The sequence below is a fragment of the Serratia sp. MF1(2023) genome (genome assembly GCF_030954545.1).
In the GTDB taxonomy this organism is placed as follows: Bacteria; Pseudomonadota; Gammaproteobacteria; order Enterobacterales; family Enterobacteriaceae; genus Serratia; species Serratia sarumanii.
On the sequence record NZ_JAVHUX010000014.1, the window covers coordinates 39,419 to 59,450 of the forward strand.

Annotated in this window: 20 protein-coding genes; 17 read left to right on the forward strand and 3 right to left on the reverse strand. The window is 57.5% G+C overall.

Annotated features, from left to right (window positions below):
- Positions 1 to 5 precede the first annotated feature (5 nt).
- Genes REA38_RS08075 through REA38_RS08130 form a run of 12 tightly spaced genes read left to right on the forward strand, consistent with a single transcriptional unit; the run spans position 6 to position 11,464 of the window.
- Positions 6 to 584, forward strand: coding sequence for a hypothetical protein (locus REA38_RS08075; protein WP_308885608.1), 579 nt, complete (start codon positions 6 to 8; stop codon positions 582 to 584).
- Positions 581 to 1,942 (forward strand): AMP-binding protein, encoded by a 1,362-nt coding sequence (locus tag REA38_RS08080; protein WP_308885609.1) that lies wholly within the window; start codon positions 581 to 583, stop codon positions 1,940 to 1,942. Before REA38_RS08075 ends, REA38_RS08080 begins: the two co-directional genes overlap by 4 nt.
- Positions 1,929 to 2,282, forward strand: coding sequence for a hydroxymyristoyl-ACP dehydratase (locus REA38_RS08085; protein ID WP_103773223.1), 354 nt, complete (start codon positions 1,929 to 1,931; stop codon positions 2,280 to 2,282). The genes REA38_RS08080 and REA38_RS08085 overlap by 14 nt, the downstream gene beginning before the upstream one ends.
- Complete coding sequence (locus REA38_RS08090; RefSeq protein ID WP_308885611.1) at positions 2,273 to 3,964, forward strand: glycosyltransferase; 1,692 nt, start codon at positions 2,273 to 2,275, stop codon at positions 3,962 to 3,964. Before REA38_RS08085 ends, REA38_RS08090 begins: the two co-directional genes overlap by 10 nt.
- 3 nt (positions 3,965 to 3,967) lie before the next feature.
- A complete protein-coding gene (locus REA38_RS08095) occupies positions 3,968 to 4,390 on the forward strand; it encodes a thioesterase family protein (protein WP_103773221.1) in 423 nt (140 codons plus the stop codon).
- Complete coding sequence (locus tag REA38_RS08100; protein WP_103773220.1) at positions 4,387 to 4,992, forward strand: outer membrane lipoprotein carrier protein LolA; 606 nt, start codon at positions 4,387 to 4,389, stop codon at positions 4,990 to 4,992. Before REA38_RS08095 ends, REA38_RS08100 begins: the two co-directional genes overlap by 4 nt.
- The gene (locus tag REA38_RS08105; RefSeq protein WP_308885613.1) at positions 4,961 to 7,282 is read left to right on the forward strand and encodes an MMPL family transporter; all 2,322 of its coding nucleotides are present in this window, start codon (positions 4,961 to 4,963) and stop codon (positions 7,280 to 7,282) included. The genes REA38_RS08100 and REA38_RS08105 overlap by 32 nt, the downstream gene beginning before the upstream one ends.
- Complete coding sequence (locus tag REA38_RS08110; RefSeq protein ID WP_103773218.1) at positions 7,279 to 7,866, forward strand: DUF3261 domain-containing protein; 588 nt, start codon at positions 7,279 to 7,281, stop codon at positions 7,864 to 7,866. Before REA38_RS08105 ends, REA38_RS08110 begins: the two co-directional genes overlap by 4 nt.
- 1 nt (position 7,867) lies before the next feature.
- On the forward strand, positions 7,868 to 9,037 hold the full coding sequence (locus REA38_RS08115) for a beta-ketoacyl-[acyl-carrier-protein] synthase family protein (protein WP_103773217.1): 1,170 nt from the start codon (positions 7,868 to 7,870) through the stop codon (positions 9,035 to 9,037).
- Positions 9,034 to 9,510, forward strand: coding sequence for a 3-hydroxy-fatty acyl-ACP dehydratase (locus tag REA38_RS08120; protein ID WP_103773216.1), 477 nt, complete (start codon positions 9,034 to 9,036; stop codon positions 9,508 to 9,510). Before REA38_RS08115 ends, REA38_RS08120 begins: the two co-directional genes overlap by 4 nt.
- The gene (locus REA38_RS08125) at positions 9,507 to 10,238 is read left to right on the forward strand and encodes a 3-ketoacyl-ACP reductase FabG2 (protein ID WP_103773215.1); all 732 of its coding nucleotides are present in this window, start codon (positions 9,507 to 9,509) and stop codon (positions 10,236 to 10,238) included. Before REA38_RS08120 ends, REA38_RS08125 begins: the two co-directional genes overlap by 4 nt.
- Complete coding sequence (locus REA38_RS08130; RefSeq protein ID WP_103773214.1) at positions 10,235 to 11,464, forward strand: beta-ketoacyl-ACP synthase; 1,230 nt, start codon at positions 10,235 to 10,237, stop codon at positions 11,462 to 11,464. Before REA38_RS08125 ends, REA38_RS08130 begins: the two co-directional genes overlap by 4 nt.
- A gap of 58 nt (positions 11,465 to 11,522) precedes the next feature.
- On the opposite strand, the gene REA38_RS08135 is transcribed toward REA38_RS08130, so the two are convergent.
- A complete protein-coding gene (locus tag REA38_RS08135) occupies positions 11,523 to 13,202 on the reverse strand; it encodes a Wzy polymerase domain-containing protein (RefSeq protein ID WP_308885614.1) in 1,680 nt (559 codons plus the stop codon).
- A 691-nt stretch (positions 13,203 to 13,893) separates the two neighbouring features.
- Positions 13,894 to 14,835, reverse strand: a complete 942-nt coding sequence (locus tag REA38_RS08140; RefSeq protein ID WP_048234872.1) for a nucleoside hydrolase — start codon at positions 14,833 to 14,835, stop codon at positions 13,894 to 13,896.
- A 207-nt stretch (positions 14,836 to 15,042) separates the two neighbouring features.
- Between REA38_RS08140 and REA38_RS08145 the strand changes: the two genes are divergently transcribed.
- A complete protein-coding gene (locus tag REA38_RS08145; RefSeq protein ID WP_049234168.1) occupies positions 15,043 to 15,318 on the forward strand; it encodes a zinc ribbon domain-containing protein in 276 nt (91 codons plus the stop codon).
- 46 nt (positions 15,319 to 15,364) lie between these two features.
- Positions 15,365 to 15,571 carry a hypothetical protein gene (locus REA38_RS08150; protein WP_308885617.1) on the forward strand — a complete coding sequence of 69 codons (207 nt, stop codon included), beginning with the start codon at positions 15,365 to 15,367 and terminating at the stop codon, positions 15,569 to 15,571.
- On the opposite strand, the gene aaeR is transcribed toward REA38_RS08150, so the two are convergent.
- Positions 15,562 to 16,473, reverse strand: a complete 912-nt coding sequence (gene aaeR, locus REA38_RS08155) for an HTH-type transcriptional activator AaeR (RefSeq protein ID WP_033636163.1) — start codon at positions 16,471 to 16,473, stop codon at positions 15,562 to 15,564. The genes REA38_RS08150 and aaeR overlap by 10 nt on opposite strands.
- 314 nt (positions 16,474 to 16,787) lie before the next feature.
- Here aaeR and aaeX point away from each other — a divergent pair, with 314 nt between their 5' ends.
- From aaeX to aaeB, 3 genes are read left to right on the forward strand one after another with little or no spacing between them, the layout of a single operon-like run.
- Positions 16,788 to 16,991 carry a p-hydroxybenzoic acid efflux pump operon protein AaeX gene (gene aaeX, locus REA38_RS08160; protein WP_004936952.1) on the forward strand — a complete coding sequence of 68 codons (204 nt, stop codon included), beginning with the start codon at positions 16,788 to 16,790 and terminating at the stop codon, positions 16,989 to 16,991.
- A 7-nt stretch (positions 16,992 to 16,998) separates the two neighbouring features.
- The gene (gene aaeA / locus REA38_RS08165) at positions 16,999 to 17,934 is read left to right on the forward strand and encodes a p-hydroxybenzoic acid efflux pump subunit AaeA (RefSeq protein WP_033648981.1); all 936 of its coding nucleotides are present in this window, start codon (positions 16,999 to 17,001) and stop codon (positions 17,932 to 17,934) included.
- On the forward strand, positions 17,934 to 19,901 hold the full coding sequence (aaeB, locus tag REA38_RS08170) for a p-hydroxybenzoic acid efflux pump subunit AaeB (protein WP_039569416.1): 1,968 nt from the start codon (positions 17,934 to 17,936) through the stop codon (positions 19,899 to 19,901). The genes aaeA and aaeB overlap by 1 nt, the downstream gene beginning before the upstream one ends.
- Positions 19,902 to 20,032 lie beyond the last annotated feature (131 nt).

Below are 20,032 nucleotides of genomic sequence, written 5' to 3' on the forward strand. Positions count from 1 at the left end.
CCATCGTGCAAGGGAAAAGGTTGTCGGTACTTCAGGTCATGATGGCGCTAATATTGTTAGCTTGGCCGTTTTTGGTTTGGTTTGGCCTGCTGCATGACGGCCTGAATTGGCTGCTGCCATCGATGGTGCTGATGTTGTCTCTACGCTTACGTCAGCTACTGCGAAAAGCCGGGCCGATGCATCGCATTATGCAGAGTGTGGCATTTGCGGGGATTGCGTTATGTGTTGCCTGCGCGCTGTTACGCGCCCATCAGCTGCTGTTGTGGTGGCCGGTGGTTGTCAATTTGGTGATGCTGTTTGGCTTTGGAGGTTCGCTGCGGAGTGATATGCCGTTGGTCGAGCGTTTGGCTCGGCTGCGCGATCCGCAGTTGCCCCCTGAAGGCGTTCGTTATACGCGTCGTGTAACCCAGGTCTGGTGCATCTTCTTCGTGTTCAACGGCTCCATGGCCTTCCTAACCGCCTTGCATGGAGATATGGCGCTTTGGACAATGTGGAACGGCATGATTGCTTATCTGCTGATAGGCGCGCTGATGGCCGGCGAATGGTTGGTGCGTCGTCGAGTAATACGGCGAGATGTGCGATGACTCTCCCTCTTTCATTGTCGCAATGGTTAAGTGCATCGCGCTCCGATGAGACGCCCATTGCTTGGCTTGGCGAACAGACCTGGACACTCGGTCAATTGCGCTATGACGTATCGATATTGCTCGATCGCTTGCGTCAGCAAGAGGCCGAGCGCTGGGCGCTGTGCTTTGAAAACAGCTATCTGTTAATTGTGGCGTTGTTGGCTGTCTTGTACGCCGGCAAAACACCGGTGATCCCAGGGCATCGCCGGATCTCACTGCTTGAAGAGCAACGGTCGCTGTTCAGCGGCGTGTTAAGTGATGCCGAACTGTGCTGGAGTGGGGCGCTGCTCGTTGTGGAATCTGCCCAAAAGCCGGAGCCGACGAAGATAAGTCTACCGGCGATCACCGATGACGCCAGCATCGAACTGTTTACTTCCGGATCCACCGGGCAACCCAAAAGGGTCGTTAAGCGGGTCGCGGTTCTGGATTATGAAGCCAGACTGTTAGCAACCCGCTTTTCTGGGCAGTTGGACGGTTGTCGTGTGGTGGCATCGGTGGCTCCCCTGCATCTCTATGGCCTCACGTTTAGCATTTTCTTGCCTATGTCGCAGGGATTGCCTCTGCATGCGGCAATGGTTCACTACGTCGAACAGTTGGCTGCTTTTGATCGTTCATATCGCTATCTGTTTGTCAGCAGCCCTGCTTTCCTCAAACGGCTCGATCCCCGATTGGCTGCGCCATCGGTCAGCATGATTCTCTCCGCAGGCGGCATGTTGCCATGGAAAGACGTTATGGCGACGCAAGCCTGGCTCGGCGTCTGGCCGGATGAAATTTACGGCAGTACTGAAACCGGCATTCTTGCCTGGCGCTACCGCGAACAAGATGACATTCCGTGGCAACTTTTTCCGGGGGTAAGGATCACGGCGAAGGGCGATGCCTTCTGCGCCGTATCACCGTTGATTGCGCAACCTGACGGGCAATTATTGGATGATGAGCTGCAGTTTATCCCGCATGGTCGTTTCCGTTTGCAAGGGCGCCGTGGACGAGTGGTAAAAATTGAAGAGAAACGCATCTCACTGAGTGAAGTAGAACGCCGGCTGATAGCGCTGGACGGCATTCAGGATGCTGCCGCGTTGCCGATTTTTCGTCGAGGACGCCAAGGTATTGGCGCGTTGCTGGTATTAGATCGTGAACGGCAGGATGCCTGGCGAGAAAAGCATGGCAACGCGTTGGAGTTGTCGTGGCGTCGTGCACTATTGCAGTGGCTTGAGCCGGTGGCTATTCCTCGTTATTGGCGGGTGGTTGATGAAATCCCGGTAAACAGCATGAATAAGCGCGTTGATACGCAATTACAGGAGTTTTTCAATGACGCCCCATAAAATCGAATGCCACCAGCCGCAGCCTGGTCAAGCAGAGATCACCTTTTCTCTTGAGCCGGAACTGTTCTGGTTCAAAGGGCATTTCGCCGTGCAGCCGCTGTTACCGGGCGTAGCGCAACTCGACTGGGTAATGCATTTTTCCGCGATGCTGCTCGCGCCGGGTTTTCACTTCCACAGTATTCAGAACGTCAAATTTCAGGCGCCGTTGTTGCCGGAAAATCGAGTGACGCTGAAACTCAATTGGCATGAGGAGCGTGGCAGTCTTACTTTCGCTTACCTGCGGCATGATGGCGCAACCCTTCATACCGCCAGCAGTGGGAAAATCCGGTTATGTCGTTGAGTTATTTTCCCTGCGTCGTGATCCCCTGCTACAACCACGGCGCGATGATGGCGCGCGTACTATCGCGTCTCGAGCCGTTGGCCTTGCCCTGCATTATCGTCGATGACGGCAGTGATGCCAGCACGCGGCGGGAGCTTGATGCTCTGGCTGCGCAATACGAACGTGTGATTCTGGTTCGTCAGGATGTCAACGCTGGTAAGGGCGTAGCCGTTATTCGCGGTTTGGAGGCGGCAGCATGCGCTGGTTTTACCCATGCGGTGCAGGTCGATGCCGATGGACAACATGCGATTGAAGACATCCCTGCACTGTTAGCGCTCAGTGAACGGTATCCGGAAGCGCTGATTTCCGGATTGCCGATATACGATGATTCCGTGCCGCGATCGCGCCTCTACGGACGTTGGGTTACGCATGTTTGGGTATGGATTGAAACGCTTTCTCTGCAGTTGAAAGATAGTATGTGCGGCTTTCGCGTTTACCCGTTAGCCCCGACTTTGCGGCTCGCCGGGCGCGTTTCACTGGGGAGGCGGATGGATTTCGATACGGAGGTGATGGTGCGCCTTTATTGGCAGGGCAACACCAGCTATTTCGTCCCGACGCGAGTGACTTATCCCTTGGACGGGGTATCGCATTTCGATACGTTGAAGGACAACGTTCGTATCTCGATGATGCACGCCCGGCTATTTTTCGGCATGTTGCCGCGTATTCCTTCTCTGTTGTGCCGCAGCACAAATGCGCATTGGGCGAAACAAGCGGAAGTCAAAGGAATGTGGGGCATGCGCTTCATGTTGGCTGTGTGGCGGTTGCTCGGTCGCCGTGCATTTTCGCTTCTGCTGTGGCCGGTAGTTGGCGTCTATTGGCTGAGCGCGGCGGGGCCCAGACGGGCATCCCGGCAGTGGCTAGCGCGCGTACGTCAGCAGCTTGTTTTGCGCCGGCAGGCAATTCCCCCGCATCTGAACAGTTACCGCCACTTTTTGCGATTTGGGCACGCCATGTTGGATAAGGTAGCCGGTTGGCGGGGAGAGCTGAAATTGGGGCGAGATATCGTTTTTGCTCCGGGGGCGGAAGCGGCGCTAAATAGCGACAGTACGCAGGGGAAGCTGTTATTGGCTTCACACCTGGGGGATGTGGAGGCGTGTCGGGCGCTGGCGCAGCGGCAAGGTGGGAAAGTGGTGAACGCCCTGGTCTTCAGCGAAAACGCCCAACGCTTTAAACAGGTGATGGAAGAAATGGCGCCGCAGGCGGGAATAAACCTGCTCCCGGTGAATGACATTGGTCCTGAAACGGCAATTTTGCTCAAGGATAAATTGGATCGCGGTGAGTGGGTGGCTATCGTTGGCGATCGCATTGCGGTAAATCCGCAGCGCGGTGGCGATTGGCGCGTCAGCTGGAGTTCGTTTATGGGGCAGCCTGCGCCCTTCCCGCAAGGGCCGTTTATTCTAGCCGCGCTGTTGCGTTGCCCGGTGTTGTTGATTTTTGCTTTGCAACGGGAGGGGAAACTGCACATACATTGTGAGGCTTTCGCCGATCCGCTGCCATTACCGCGCGCTGAACGTCAACAGGCCCTTCAGGCGGCTATCGATCGTTATGCTGCCCGTCTTGAACATTTCGCACTGATGTCCCCGTTGGACTGGTTTAACTTTTTCGATTTTTGGCGGTTGCCTGACACCGCCAATAAGGAGTAATGGGTGCTGAATGACCCTCGTTTTACGGCTGACGTTGAACTCACCATCCCGTTTCATGATGTTGACATGATGGGAGTAGTGTGGCACGGCAATTATTTTCGTTATTTTGAGGTCGCCCGTGAGGCGCTGCTGAACCAGTTTGATTACGGTTACCGGCAAATGCAGGCGTCCGGTTATGTTTGGCCGGTTGTCGATACTCGGGTGAAATACCGCGATGTGCTGACATTTGAGCAGCGCATCCGCGTTCGCGCGCAGTTGGAAGAGTATGAAAACCGCTTGCGCATCGCTTACCAGATATTCGATGTCTTGACTGCAAAACGGACCACGACGGGTTACACCATTCAGGTTGCGGTAGAAGAGAAAAGCCGTGAAATGTGCTTCGTGAGTCCAGATATTTTGTTTGAACGAATGGGAGTGGTGCCATGAGATTTTTGCCTTTATGCCTGCTTTTGCTGGCGCCGTGGGTGCATGCCGTCACGCTGGATGAGCTTCAGCAACGTTTTACCGGGCAGCCGGTGATCCGGGCTCATTTTGCACAGACGCGTACGATTAAGGACATGCCGCAACCGCTTCGGTCACAGGGGGAAATGCTGCTTGCCCGCGATCAAGGGTTGTTGTGGGATCAAAAGAGTCCTTTCCCCATGCTGATGATGCTAAACGATTTTCGTATGGTTCAACAGGTGAATGGCCAGCCTCAGCAGACGATTACCGCCGAAAATAATCCGCAGATGTTCCAGTTTAACCATCTGTTGCGCGGACTATTTCAGGCCGATCGCAAGGCACTGGAACAGAATTTCCGCGTGGATTTTCAGGATAAGGGAGAGGGGCGCTGGGCACTTCGCCTGACGCCGACGACCACGCCATTGGATAAAATTTTCTCTTCAATCGATTTGTCTGGTGAAACTTATCTGGAGTTCATTCAGCTCAATGATAAACAAGGCGATCGTACGGAAATCATACTTTCTCAACATCGACTGACCCCTGCGACGCTGACTAATGACGAACGCCAACGCTTTGCCGCCGATTAATTCCCGTCGCCCCGCCCTGTTATGGGGATTGGTATGTTTGATGCTGCTCGCCGTGCTGTTGGCGCTACTGCCGGGCGCACGTTTGAACAGCAGCGTGTTGGCGATGCTGCCCAAGCAGGCGCTGGGTTCCGTGCCGCTCGCGCTAAATGACGGCTTTATGCAGCGCCTGGATAAGCAGGTGGTGTGGTTGGTCAGCCCCGGTAAACAGCCGGATCCGCGAGTAGCAGAAACGTGGTTGGCGCAACTTCAACGGTCACCCGCGTTGTCTGAAGTAAAAGGAAAGATGAACGCCGAAAGCCAGAGAGCCTGGGGAGCCTTTTTCTGGCAACACCGCAACGGGCTTATCGATAGCGCTACCCGTATGCGTTTGCAAAATGGCGGTGAAGCGCAAGCGCAATGGGTGCTGTCACAGCTTTATTCCGCTTTTTCCGGCGTTAGCGGCAAAGAATTACAGAACGATCCATTGATGCTGACGCGTGGTTCTCAGTTGGCGCTTGCGCAAAACGGCCAACGACTGCGGCTCATGGATGGCTGGCTTGTCACTCAGGACGAGCAGAAAAACTACTGGTATTTGTTACATGGGGAGCTGGCGGGTGACTCCTTCGATATGCAACAGACCCATCGCGTGGTGGCGGAGCTCGCGGTACAGGAAACGTCACTAAAGGCGCGCTATCCGCAGGCGCAGCTGCTTTCTCGGGGGACGGTGTTCTACAGCGATTACGCCAGCCAGCAAGCGAAGCGGGATATTTCCACCCTCGGAGTTGCCACGATTCTGGGCGTGATTATGTTAATTATCGTGGTTTTTCGTTCATTGCGACCGTTGCTGTTGTGTCTGCTTTCTCTCAGCGTCGGGGCATTGGCGGGGATGGTGGCAACGTTGGTGCTGTATGGCGAATTGCATCTGATGACGCTGGTGATGAGCATGAGTATCATCGGGATTTCTGCCGATTATACGCTCTACTATCTGACAGAACGCATGGTGCATGGCGCAGTCATGTCGCCCTGGCAAAGCCTGACGAAGGTTGGTAAAGCGCTTTTGTTGGCATTGTTGACCACGGTGGCGGCCTATCTAATCATGATGTTGGCTCCTTTCCCTGGGATTCGCCAGATGGCCGTATTTGCCGCCACCGGACTTAGCGCGTCATGTCTGACCGTATTTTTCTGGCATCCATGGTTGTGCCGCAGTCTGCCGGTGCGGCCGGTTCCTGCGATGGGACTGATGTTGCGTTGGTTGGCGGCATGGAGGCGCAATAAAGCGTTGCGTATAGGGTTGCCGACCGCCTTGGCATTACTGTCATTGGCTGGGATTGCCACATTGCGCGTGAACGATGATATTTCCCAACTGCAGGCGTTGCCGTCTTCACTCCTGGCGCAGGAGAACCAGATTAGCCGATTGACCGGGCAAAGCGTCGATCAGAAATGGTTCGTGGTTTATGGCAATACCCCAGAACAGACGCTGCAACGGTTGGAAACTTTTCTGCCTCATCTGGAGCGCGCGCAACGCGAGGGAATGATTAGCCAGTTCCGCGCGATACCCCTCAATTCGCTGGCACGCCAACAGCAGGATTTACATCTGCTGCGTGAAGCGGCTCCAACCGTGATCCGCGCGTTAAAAAATGCGGGGCTTGATATCGCTAACCCCGATCTGAACGCGATGCCGGTTTCCGTGGCCGCGTGGCTTGAAAGTAGCACCAGCGAAGGTTGGCGTTTGTTGTGGTTGACTCTGCCCAACGGCCAGAGCGGGACGCTGGTTCCCGTCGATGGCGTAACTTCAGACAATCAATTGGGAGAGCTGGCGGACAAGCAGGCCGGTGTGGCATGGGTGGACCGCAAACAGTCGTTTGATTCGCTCTTCGCGCTCTACCGCGCCGTATTGACGGGGTTGTTGGGTATCGCGTTGGCTGTGATCGCCTGTGGCGCGATGGTTCGCCAAGGGTGGCGTAAAGGGCTTGTCAGTTTGATACCGTCCGTGTTGTCGCTGGGGTGCGGATTGGCTGTGCTCTCGTTTTGCGGGTATAGCGTGAACCTATTCTCGCTGTTGGCATTAGTGCTGGTGCTGGGCATTGGCATCAATTACACACTGTTTTTCAGTAACCCTCAGGGTACGCCGCTGACTTCGCTGCTGGCTATTACGCTGGCGATGATGACGACCTTGCTAACGCTTGGCATGTTGTTGTTCAGTGACACGCAGGCAATCAGCTGTTTCGGCATTGTTTTGGTCAGCGGAATTTTCGTCGCCTGGCTACTTTCACCACTGGCGATGCCAAATAAGAAAAGAGAAAAAAGATGATGGTACGTAATTTCTGGCGATTCGCCGCGTTGTTGGTTGTCATGGGGATAGCCGGCTGCAGCCATTCGGTTGCTCCAGGGAATGACGCGTTTCCACAGGCCTGGTTAGAGCCGGGCACCCGAGTGGTGTTGCCCGCGCCTGGTTTGTCACCAGCAATCGATAAGCAGCAACTATTGACCGGTACTTTCAACGGCAAAAGCCAGTCGCTGTTGGTCATGTTGCATGCTGATGCGCAGAAAATCACCCTCGCCGGGCTTTCCTCCGTGGGAATTCGACTGTTTAAGCTTACCTATGATGAGAATGGGCTACACGCCGAGCAATCTATCATCGTTCCTCAATTACCTCCGGCAAGCCAGGTGTTGGCTGATGTCATGCTCAGCCTTTGGCCGCTTGAGACTTGGCGAGCACGGCTACCGAATGGCTGGACGATCGTCGATCAGGGGAATCAGCGCGAGCTGCGCAACGCCAGCGGCAAGCTGGTGACCGAGATCGTTTATCTTCAGCGTAATGGCCAGCGTGAGCCGATTAGCATTCAACAACATGCTTTTAAATACCAAATCACCATTCAATACTTGGGTGGCTAACATGATTTACATCTCTGCCGTCGGTATGATTAATGCGCTTGGGAATACTCTGGATGAGATAGCAGCAAACCTCGCTCGCGGCACTGCGCCGGGTATGTGTCCGAGATCGGGGTGGCTACAGGGGTACCCGGAAGTCGTGCTTGGCGGCGTTGAGGGAGAGTTACCCGTTATCCCTGCGTCGTTTTCCGCTCATCGTTCCCGTAATAATCAACTGTTGCTGGCCGCGCTGGAGCAGATCCAGCCGCAGGTTGATGAAGCTATCGCCAGGTTTGGTCGCGATCGGATCGCCGTCGTGATGGGCACCAGCACCTCCGGGTTAAACGAAGGCGATGAGCATGTACAGTTGACGCTCAACGGCGAAGTTAGCTCGCGTTGGCAGTATCCTCAGCAGGAGCTCGGCGATCCATCGCGATTTCTCAGCCGCTGGCTACGGGTCGATGGCCCGGCATTTACGCTTTCGACAGCCTGCTCTTCCAGCGCCCGAGCCATTATCAGCGGGCGGCGGTTGATAGAGGCGGGGCTTGCCGACGTCGCTATTGTTGGCGGCGCCGATACGTTGAGCAGAATGCCGATCAACGGTTTTCACAGCCTTGAGTCGCTGTCGCCTGAGCTTTGCCAGCCGTTCGCCCAAAACCGTAGCGGCATCACTATCGGTGAAGGCGCTGCACTCATGGTGCTGACCCGTGAGCCTCAGCCTCTTGTTCTGTTGGGGGTGGGGGAATCCAGCGACGCTTGGCATATATCAGCGCCGCATCCTCAGGGTGAGGGTGCTATTCGCGCCATTGAACAAGCTTTGGCCGAAGCGGATATCGAGGCGAAACAGGTGGGTTACATTAATCTGCATGGCACCGCGACACTGCTTAACGATCAAATCGAGTCCCGCGTGGTGCATTCGCTGTTTGGTGAACAGGTACCATGCAGTTCGACCAAGCATTTAACCGGCCATACTCTGGGGGCGGCGGGGATCACGGAGGCGGCTATCAGCGCGCTGATTTTACTGCGCGATTTACCTTTGCCCGCCCAAGACTTCAGCGCTTCGCCAGCGGACCCCATGCTGCCCGCTTGCGGAATCATGCATACCAGCCAACCGTTGTCTCGACCGATAATCCTCTCTAACTCTTTCGCCTTTGGCGGAAATAACGCCAGCATTTTATTGGGGAAAGATGTATGAACGAATATTTGCCGCCGTCGGAGTATCTGCCTCATGCTGAGCCGATGATGCTACTGGATGAGGTCGTCAACGTGACGGAAAACGATGTTCACTGTCGGGTCAGTGTGCATCTTGGCGGGGTGTTGGGGCCCTTCATTGATGCTCAGGGCAATCTGCCAGGATGGTTTGCGCTGGAGTTGATGGCGCAAACGGTGGGGGTTTGGTCCGGCTGGCATCGCCGTCAAGCGGGATTGCATGAAATTTCATTGGGCATGGTGCTTGGCGCCCGTGAGTTAACCTGTGCGGCCGGGCATCTACCCGGGAATGCGACGTTGAATGTTCAAGCCAGGTTGCTGATGCAAGACGAACGTTTCGGCAGCTTTGACTGCACCATTACCGTAGGGGAAGAGTGCCTGGCATCTGGCCGTGTGAATACTTTCCAACCTACGTCAGAAGAGTTGACATCGCTTTTTAATCAGGGAGAGACCGCATGAGTCGTTCAGTTCTGGTCACCGGGGCTAGTAAGGGTATTGGGGGCGCTATTGCCCGGCAGCTCGCTGCCGATGGTTTTATCGTCGGCGTCCATTATCACCGAGATCAGACCGGCGCCCGGGAAACCCTCGCAGCCATTGAGCAGTCTGGGGGACAAGGTCGCCTGCTGAACTTTGACGTAAGTGAACGTGACCAGTGCCGTGAGGTGTTGGAAAAGGATATGGCTACCCACGGCGCCTGGTACGGTGTGGTCTGCAATGCAGGCATCGCCCGGGATGGTGCGTTCCCCGCGCTTAGCGAGAACGATTGGGACAGCGTGATCCACACCAATCTCGATGGTTTTTATAACGTCATTCATCCCTGCATCATGCCGATGATCGGCGCGCGCAGAGGCGGCCGAATCATTACGTTGTCGTCGGTGTCGGGAATGATGGGCAATCGCGGTCAGGTCAATTATAGCGCCGCTAAAGCGGGGATCATCGGCGCCACCAAAGCATTGGCCATTGAGCTTGCAAAGCGCAAAATCACCGTTAACTGCATTGCTCCGGGCTTGATCGACACGGGGATGATCGAAATGGAAGATGCCGCATTGAAAGAAGCGATGGCGATCATTCCAATGAAGCGCATGGGCCAGACGGATGAAGTTGCAGGCCTGGCGAGCTATTTAATGTCCGATATTGCGGGCTACGTCACCCGCCAGGTCATTTCCATCAACGGAGGAATGCTATGACTTGTCGTGTCGTCATCACAGGTATGGGCGGCGTAACCGCCTTTGGGGAACGGTGGCAGGATGTTTCCCTGCGTCTGTTGGCATATGAAAATGCGGTGCGGACAATGCCCGAGTGGCAGGTTTATGATGGATTGCATACCTTGCTGGGCGCTCCAATCGATGATTTCGTTCTGCCTGAGCATTACACCCGAAAGCGCATTCGCGCAATGGGGCGAGTCTCGCTCCTTTCCACTCGTGCTACAGAACTGGCGTTGGAACAAGCGGGGCTGATTGGCGATCCGGTACTGACTAACGGCCAAACCGGCATCGCCTACGGCTCTTCAACGGGAAGCACTGGCCCCGTGAGCGAATTTGCCACTATGCTCACTGAAAAACATACCAACAACATCACCGGTACCACCTATGTGCAGATGATGCCACATACCACAGCGGTTAATACCGGTCTGTTTTTCGGCCTACGCGGCCGAGTGATCCCGACCTCCAGCGCATGCACCTCCGGGAGCCAGGCGATTGGCTATGCCTGGGAAGCTATTCGTCACGGTTATCAGAAGGTTATGGTTGCGGGTGGCGCAGAAGAGCTTTGTCCTTCGGAGGCCGCGGTGTTCGATACACTATTTGCTACGAGCCAGCGTAATGATAGCCCTAAAAGCACTCCGTCCCCTTTCGATCGACAGCGTGATGGCCTGGTGATTGGCGAAGGTGCTGGGACTTTGGTCCTGGAAGAGTTGGAACATGCAAAAGCGCGCGGCGCCGTTATCTACGGTGAGATTGTAGGTTTTGCCACCAATTGCGATGCGGCGCATATCACTCAACCGCAGCGTGAAACGATGCAAATATGCATGGAGCAGGCGTTGAAGGTAGCTGGCTTGAATGTGCGGGACATCGGCTATATCTCCGCTCATGGCACCGCCACCGATCGAGGGGATATCGCTGAAAGCCAGGCTACGGCAGCTATTTTTGGCGGCCAAACGCCGATTTCATCGCTGAAAAGCTATTTTGGTCATACGCTGGGCGCCTGCGGTGCGCTGGAAGCCTGGATGAGTTTGCAAATGATGCGCGAAGGCTGGTTTGCGCCAACGCTTAACCTTCATCAGCCGGATGAGCAGTGTGGTGAGCTGGATTATATTATGGGGGAAAGCCGGCGCATGGACTGTGAATACTTGCAGAGCAATAATTTCGCGTTTGGCGGCATCAATACATCTATCATCATCAAACGTTGGGTTTAAGTTGAAAAGGCGGGAGCAATAAAATGGGTTCCCGCCATTCCAATCGTCATAGGTTTACCTAAACCGCGCATCCCGCGCAAACAGGAAAGCGGGCTTCCCGCTGGCGGGCGTCTGCTTCCGCCTGAGCGCCCTGATAATGCAAAATCATGATCAGCGTGGCATAGACGTTGGCGTCGATACGGCGCTGCAGATAGGCATTGGCCCACTGCCGATAGCCGGTCAGCAGGGCATCATCGCGCGTTTGGTTATAGACCAGCAGCGCGTGAGATTGCTCGTCGAAGGTTTTGCGCTCCCGGTAGATCCAGGCGGCCGGCGGCGGCATCTGCTCGATGCTGTCGATGGAGGCCAGCATGGTTCGTTCCGATTGGGTGAGCGCCATGCGCCCTTGCCAGGCGAAGATCGCCATCACCAACATGCCGATGGCCGCCATCGCCACCGGCAGGCTCAGGGCTTTGGCGAACGGCAGTGGGCGGGGCTCGCCGGTTTGGCCGTCCAGCAGCGCCAGCAGCAGCAGAAACGCCAGCCAATGCGGCGCAGACAGATAGAAAGGGTATTCCAGCTGGGTGTGCACCAGCATTGGCAACAGCACCAGAAACAGCCCGACGCGCGCACCGCCCGGCTGTTCGCGATCCCGTTGCCAGGCGCGTTTCAGCAACAGCGCGCCGGCGACGAGGACGATAACGATCCCCGCCAGCGCCGGCAGGCCGCCCTCAACCCACCACAGCAGGATTTCATTGTGCGGATGCCCGGCGACTTCCAGCACTTCTCGCCAGGGCATTTCCTGCAGACGGAAGTGCGCGAAGCTGTATTCAAAGCCGCCGTAGCCCCAGCCCAGCAGCGGTTTGGCCAGGATCATGGCGCTGACGTCATGCAGCATGGTCAGGCGCGCGCTGTTGGAAAGCTCCCGCCCGATCAGGCCGGCGCGGCTATCCAGGCCAAGACCGGTGAACAGCACCGTGAGACCGGCCGCCACGCCCAACAGCAGCGCGCCGCCGGCCCAGCGGCTTGCGCCTGGGCGCTGACGGGCAAAACGCCACAGCAGCAGCGCCGCCGCCAGGGCGCCGCCCAGCCAGGCGGCGCGCGACTGGATCAGCACCAGCAGGGCGGAGAAAGCGGCCAGCAGGGCGAGCAGCGGGAGCTGCCGCCGCCGCGTCGGCGTGGAGAGGGGGGCAAGCAGCAGCCAGAGCGCCAAAGCCAGCCCGGTGGCGATAAAGCTGCCCAGCACGTTCGGCTGTTGGAAGACGCCGTAGACCCGGCGGCCATTGGGGGCCACCCAGGCCAGCGCGGGGGCGAACAGCTGCAGCGCCGCCAGCAATGCCTGAACGCTTACGGCGAGCAGCAGGCCGTACAGCAACAGATCGCGTTGCCGGGTGGTGAGGCGCAGCTGCAGGCAAGCGACATAGAACAGCCAGCCACCGAGCAAACCGGCGCAGCGCCACAGGGCGTCTTCGCGCCACTCGGCGCGGGTATACAGCAGCGGCAGCGCCAATACGGCGATGCCGAGCAGCAACAGGCGTGCCGTGGGGGTAAGCGAAAGCCGGGCACGGCCAAGGCAAACGGTGAAGGTCACGATCAGCGTGGTCAGCGCCATGGCGCTCCAGGCCAGAATGTTTTGCGGCAGCGCCAGGCCGCCGCCGCCCATGTTGGGGTGATAAAACGGCAGGATCGCCGCCATCCAGATCAGCAGCAGGGGCAGCACGGCGATAGCCGGCGCGTTAATGGCGGTTTTATCGGTCATGGTGAACCTGCCATGTTTCGATATCGATCATTGAATGCATATTATTAGGATTCCCTATCCTTATCCTGGTGTTTAAATTCGCTGAAGCTTCAATACCTAAAATTTTTTATGGAAATTGAAAAGACTTCCTGTTGAAGCGATAAATAAGTTTTTCCCCTGTGAGCGCGGGGACGGTTTATATAAAAAGGGGTAAGCCGTATTTCAGTTGCCTGCAAAGGGTGTTTTATTTGTTTGAAAAAACAGGGTTGTCATTTTCTCAAATTCATCTTGCTCCAGTCAATTTTTAATCTTTTATTTTATTTTTGTGTTTAAATCAAAACATTGGGATTTTTTGTATGTAGTAAAACGCCGTGTGTGCGACAACGAACGCCTGGGCCGACAGGCGATGTAGCCAATGAGATAAGCATTTTCTTGTTAAATCGTTGTTGCCAATGACGGCACGGCGATCGTGGTTTTATTTACCGCTGTTTTTTATTTTTATTTTATATTTTCTTTATTGAACCTGTATTTATTTTCATTGAGATTCTTCTTGTTTTTTATTGGTTGTTTTTAAATTTTATTTAAATCCATTTTATTAAGATTGTTCTGTTACTGTGGAAATAAAGGGGTGATGATCCCCCTATCCCTGTTGCCGTGCCGCAAGACGGATTAACGCGCCTGTAAAAGCGCGTTAATCCACGCTTCACAGACCTCACTCCACTTCGCCAATCCGTTCCAGCGCATCCACCACCAGATCCCAGAATTTATCCTGATCCAGTTTGACCGCCACCTGAGTGTGGCAGTCCGGCGGCGGCGGCGCGCGGAAATCCGCGACCGTCATGCCCAACGTCAGGGTGCCGGTGAGTTCGATATCCACCGGCGCTTTGCGCACCGTCATCACGCTCGGATCGATCACGTAGGCGACGGCGCAAGGATCGTGTACCGGCGGGGCGCTGAAGCCCTGCGCCTGTTGGTACATACGGCCAAAGAATGCCAGCAGTTCGCCGACGAAGGCGGCCGGCCGGGTGCCGAGGGCGGCGATGCGCTCGCAGACTGCCGGCGTGGCCAAAGCCTGGTGGGTAAGATCCAGCCCGACCATGGTCAGCGGCCATTTTTCGTTGAACACGATGTGCGCCGCCTCGGGATCGATTTTGATATTGAACTCCGCCACCGCGCTCCAGTTGCCCACATGGTAGCCGCCGCCCATCAGCACCACTTCCTTGACCCGCTCGGCAATGCGCGGCTCTTTGCGCACCGCCATGGCGATATTGGTCAGGCCGCCGGTCGGCACCAGCGTCACGCTGCCGGGCGGGTGGGCCATCACCGTATCGATGATCAGATCCACCGCGTGGCGCGAGTCCAGCTGCAGGTGAGGTTCCGGCAGCACCGGGCCATCGAGGCCGGAATCGCCGTGGATATCGGGCGCCACTTCGATATTGCGCACCAGCGGGCGCGGGCAGCCGGCGGCGAAGGGCACACCGGTGATATTGGCGATGCGCGCCACCGCCAGCGCGTTGCGCGTCACTTTGTCCAGCGTCTGATTGCCCACCACGGTGGTGACCGCCAGCAGGTCGATCTGCGGATTGCCCCAGGCCAGCAGCAGGGCGATGGCGTCGTCATGCCCCGGGTCACAGTCCAGTATGATTTTTTTCATGGTTATTCCTGATGCAGGGAGAGGTTCCCGCAGCATAACGCAGCGCGGCGGCGTGGGATAATGCCGATGGTGCTTTTGTTAACGGCATCAAAGCCTTGCCACTTTTACGATGTAATGAAACGTAAAGCCTGCTCGCGGGGCTTTACCCTAGAGGTTACTCCAGGGTTTACAGTGAGCTTCAGCGTCAATGCACAGAGGAGAGGCGGGATGAGCTTACTGAAAAGGTTGTTGGGGCAAGGCGGTATTAACCGCGGTCATCAGCGCGCGGGCCACGGCGGCGGGCATCATGGCAACCGCTATAACCAGCATGGCGAGCCGGGGCCGCAGTGTCCGGAATGCCGGGCGGTGAATAAATCTGGCGCGCGTTATTGTCACCGCTGCGGTCAGCCGTTTGCCGCGCTGAGCGCCACCTGCGGCCAGTGCGCCGCGCCGCTGCCGTCGGGCAGCCGCTTTTGCCCGCAGTGCGGCGGCGGTGTGCCGTGAACCGGGGCGGTTGGACGCTAGCGCTGCTGCTGGGCGCCATGGCGTTATGGACGCTGCTGGCCTGGTGCCGCAGGCGGTGCTGGACGCCTGGCTGCCGTGGCTGAAACAGCTGGGCAGCGGGCTGGCGAGCTATTTTCCTCTGCTGCTGAACTGGGCGGGCTACGCCGTCTGGCTGCTGTGGGGCCTCGGCATGCTGGCGCTGATGCTGCTGGGCGCGCTGGCGCACCGCTATTTGGGCGCCGCTCAACGATAGCCCTGATAGACCGCCGCCACGCGTTCGAAATAGTCGGTTAGGTAGTTGATGCACACCTGCACCTTCAGCGGCAGTTTGTCCTTCTCGGTATAGAGCGCGTAGATCGGCCGCGGATCCGAATGGTAGCTTTTGAACAGGATCTCGATCTCGCCGCGCTTGATCTCTTCGATCACCCACATCAGCGGGGCGTAGGCGATGCCGGCGCCGTTTTTCAGCCAACGGATCATGGTGGAGGAGTCGTTGGTGACGAAGCGCCCCTGCGGGGAAATGCGCGTGGTGATGCCCTCCGGCGACATCAGTTCAAATTCGCTGTCGGGCCGCACGCTGTACTCCAGCCAGGAAAAGTTGACCATGTCGCTCGGCTTCTGTGGCGTGCCGTGCTGGCTGAGGTAGCTTTTGGCGGCGCACACCACCATCGGCATCTGCCCCAGGCGGCGAGAGAACAGGCTGGAGTCCTGCAGCTCACCGGTGCGGATCACCAGATCCAGCCCGTCGGTGATCAGATCCGGCGCTGGAATGCCGGTCACCAGGTTGACCGTCAGGCCAGGGTACTCTTTCATCATCTCGGCGGTCATGTTCGCCAGCACGTTTTGCGCCATGGTGGATGAGCTGCCGATGCGCAGCGTGCCGGCGGGGGTATTGTTAAACGCGTACAGCTGCTCATGCACTTCGCTGACTTCCTGCAGCATGCGTCGGCAGCCCTGATAGTAGATTTTGCCGGCCTCGGTCAGGCCGATGCTGCGCGTGCTGCGGTTCAACAGCTTGACCTGCAGCTCATTTTCCAGTTTCGAGACGGTTTGGCTGATCGATGAAACGCTCATGCCGAGTTGGCGCGCGGCCGCGGTAAACGACCCGAACTCAACCACTTTGGCGAATACCGACATCCGTTTTAATCTTTCCATTATTCACTCTGGCTTAAAAGTGATTTAGATCACAGATTGTTGATGCCTTGATAGTAAGCAGGCTAATATAACGTGGTCGGGTGAATAGACCTTACCAACGTGCGAGAGCGATCGGCAACGCAATCCTGCCGCTCCTCCGGCACCCTCGCAATCCCTGTCGTGGATGTCTGCCCCAAAGTTTAACCTTTTTTCGGGTTCGTGACCTGGACAAGCTGCCTGGTCAAGATTTGTGGCGCGCGCACGCTAAAATGTAAAGAGAATGTGAATGGCGAGACCTGTCTTTCCCCGGCGCAGTGAACAATAAGGAAAAAGTGATGAGTTTGCTTCCGGTTATGGTCATCTTCGGACTGTCGTTTCCGCCGGTGTTTTTCGAGCTGCTGGTGTCGCTGGCGCTGTTTTTCCTCTTGCGCCGCCTGCTGCAGCCGACGGGGATTTACGATTTTGTCTGGCATCCGGCGCTGTTTAACACCGCGCTGTATTGCTGCTTGTTTTATCTGATTTCATGTCTTTTTGTTTGAGGTCGCTGTGAAAAATTTTTCGATAAAAATAACCCGAATCGCGATCACTTTGATTCTTGTGCTGCTGGGCATCGTCGCGGTATTCAAGGCCTGGGTGTTTTACACCGAGTCGCCGTGGACGCGTGACGCCAAGTTTACCGCCGACGTGGTGGCGATCGCGCCGGACGTCAGCGGCCTGCTGACCGACGTGCCGGTGGTGGACAACCAGCTGGTGAAGAAAGGCCAGGTGCTGTTCGTGGTCGATCGGCCGCGCTATGAGCAGGCGCTGGCGCAAGCCAGTGCCGACGTCGCCTACTATCAGACGCTGGCGGCGGAAAAGCGGCGCGAGGCCGGCCGCCGCGTGAAGCTGGGCGTGCAGGCGATGTCGCAGGAAGAAATCGACCAGTCGAACAACTCGCTGCAGACCGTGCAACACCAGCTGGCGAAGGCCGTGGCGACGCGTGAGCTGGCGCAGCTGGATCTGGAACGCACCACGGTGCGCGCTCCGGCCGATGGCTGGATCACCAACCTCAACGTACACGCCGGCGAATACATCACCCGCGGTTCGGTGGCGGTGGCGCTGGTGAAGAAAGACTCCTTCTACATCCTGGCCTATCTGGAAGAAACCAAGCTGAACGGCCTGAATAAGGGCGATCGCGCGGAGATCACCCCGCTCGGCAGCAACCGCATCATGCACGGCACCGTCGACAGCGTGGCGGCGGCGGTGAACAACAGCAGCAGCACGGTGAACAACAAAGGATTGGCCTCGATCGACAGCAACCTAGAGTGGGTGCGCCTGGCGCAGCGCGTGCCGGTGAAGATCCTGCTGGACGCCAAGGACCAACAGCATCCGTACCCGGCCGGCACCACCGCCACCGTGGTGATCGTCGGCAAGAACGATCGCAATGCCGACAGCGGCTCGCCTTTTGTGCGCCTGATGCACCGGCTGCGTGAGTTCGGCTAATGAACAGCCCAACCTTTATCCGGCTGAGATTCGCCTTCAAGCTCAGCTTCGCGATTGTGTTTGCGCTGTTCGTCGGCTTCCATCTCAATCTGGAAACCCCGCGCTGGTCGGCGATGACCGCCGCCATCGTCGCCGCCGGCCCGGCCTTTGCCGCCGGCGGTGAACCCTTCTCCGGCGCCATCCGCCACCGCGGCTGGCTGCGCATCATCGGCACCTTTATCGGCTGCTTCGTCGGCCTGCTCATTATCATCACCACCGCCCGCGCGCCGGTGGTGATGCTGCTGTTATGCTGCATCTGGGCCGGTTTCTGCACCTGGCTCTCTTCACTGATCAAGGTCGAGAACTCCTACGCCTGGGGCCTGGCCGGCTATACCGCGCTGATCATCATCGTGACGGTCGCCACCAGCGAGGCCCATCTGCTGGAAGCGCCGCAGTTCGCCATCGAGCGTTGCAGCGAGATCGTGCTGGGGATCGTCAGCGCCGTATTGGCGGATCTGCTGTTCTCGCCGCGTTCGATCAAGCAGGATATCGATCGGGCGGTGGATCAGCTGCTGGTGGATCAATATCGCCTGATGCAGATGTGCATCAGCAACGCCGACAAAGAAGACATCGACCGCGCCTGGAGCAATCTGGTGAAGAGCACCACGGCGCTGGACGGCATGCGCAACAACCTGATGATGGAGTCTTCGCGCTGGCAGAAGGTCAATCGCCGGGTGAAGGCGCTGCATACCCTGTCGCTGACGCTGATTACCCAGGCTTGCGAAACCTACCTGATCCTGTTGAATCACCCGGACGCGCTGCAAGCGAGCCTGCGGGAACAGCTGATGGTGCCGGCGGAAACCCCGCAGGAGATCCACAGGCGCATGAAGCTGTTGCGCCAGGTGCTGACCACGCATCGCTCCGAAGAAACGCTGCCGACCCTCACCGGCTGGGTCGGCGCGGCAACGCGCTACCTGCTGCTGTCGAAGGGCGTACACACCAACGGTAGCATCAGCGCGGTGGAAGAGGACGTGTTGAGCAATGAAACCGTGGTCAAGCCGACCTCGGCGGAAGGGCATCATGCGATGATCAACGGCCTGCGCACCTTTGTGGCCACGGCCTTCGGCTGCCTGCTGTGGCTGTGGACCGGCTGGACGTCCGGCAGCGGCTTTATGGTGATCATTGCGGTAATCACCTCGCTGGCGATGCGCACCCCGGCGCCGCGCATGGTGGCGATGGATTTCGTGCTGGGCATGCTGGCGGCGATCCCGGTCGGCTCCCTGTTCTTCATGGTGATCCTGCCGGCGACGCAGCAGAGCATTTTGCTGCTGTGTCTCAGCCTCGGCCTGCTGGCGTTCTTCATCGGCATCGAGGTGCAGAAGCGGCGGCTCGGTTCGCTGGGGCTGCTGGCAGGGACCATCAACATTCTGGTGCTGAGCAACCCGATGGAGTTCAACGTCACCCAGTTTCTCGACGGAGCGCTCGGCCAGTTCCTCGGCAGCTGCGTCGGGCTGATGGTGCTGCTGCTGATCCGCGACAATTCGCGCGAACGCACCGGCCGCACGTTGCTCAACCAGTTCGTCAGCAGCGCGGTGTCGGCGCTGACCACCAAGGCGGCGCGCCGTCGGCAGAACCACCTGCCTGCGCTGTATCAGCAGCTTAATCAACTGCTGATGATGTTCCCGAACGACATCGCCAAGTATCGTCTGGCGCTGAACCTGATCATCGCCCACCAGCGCATGCAGCGGGCGGAGATTCCGGTCAGTGAAGAGCTGTCGGCCTTCCACCGCCAGATCCGCAGCACCGCCGATCGGGTGGTCTCGGCCAAAAACGACGTCAAGCGCGCCTATTACTACGATCGCTTGCTGGGTGAAATGAACGAGTACCAGCAAAAATTGGTAGACAATCAGGCGCCGCTCAGCGTCACCGGGCCGGTGAAGCGCCTGGCCGACATGCTGCATCGCTATCGCCACGCCTTGATCGATTGATGCGTTCCCGCCTGTTGCGCCGCGTTGTGCGGCGCCTTCCCCGACTATACTGAAAGCAGCGCCTGGCACGGCGGGCCGTCTCATGTGGGGCGGCCCGTTTTCAGAGCGACTCCGAGTGCCAGAACGGCTGG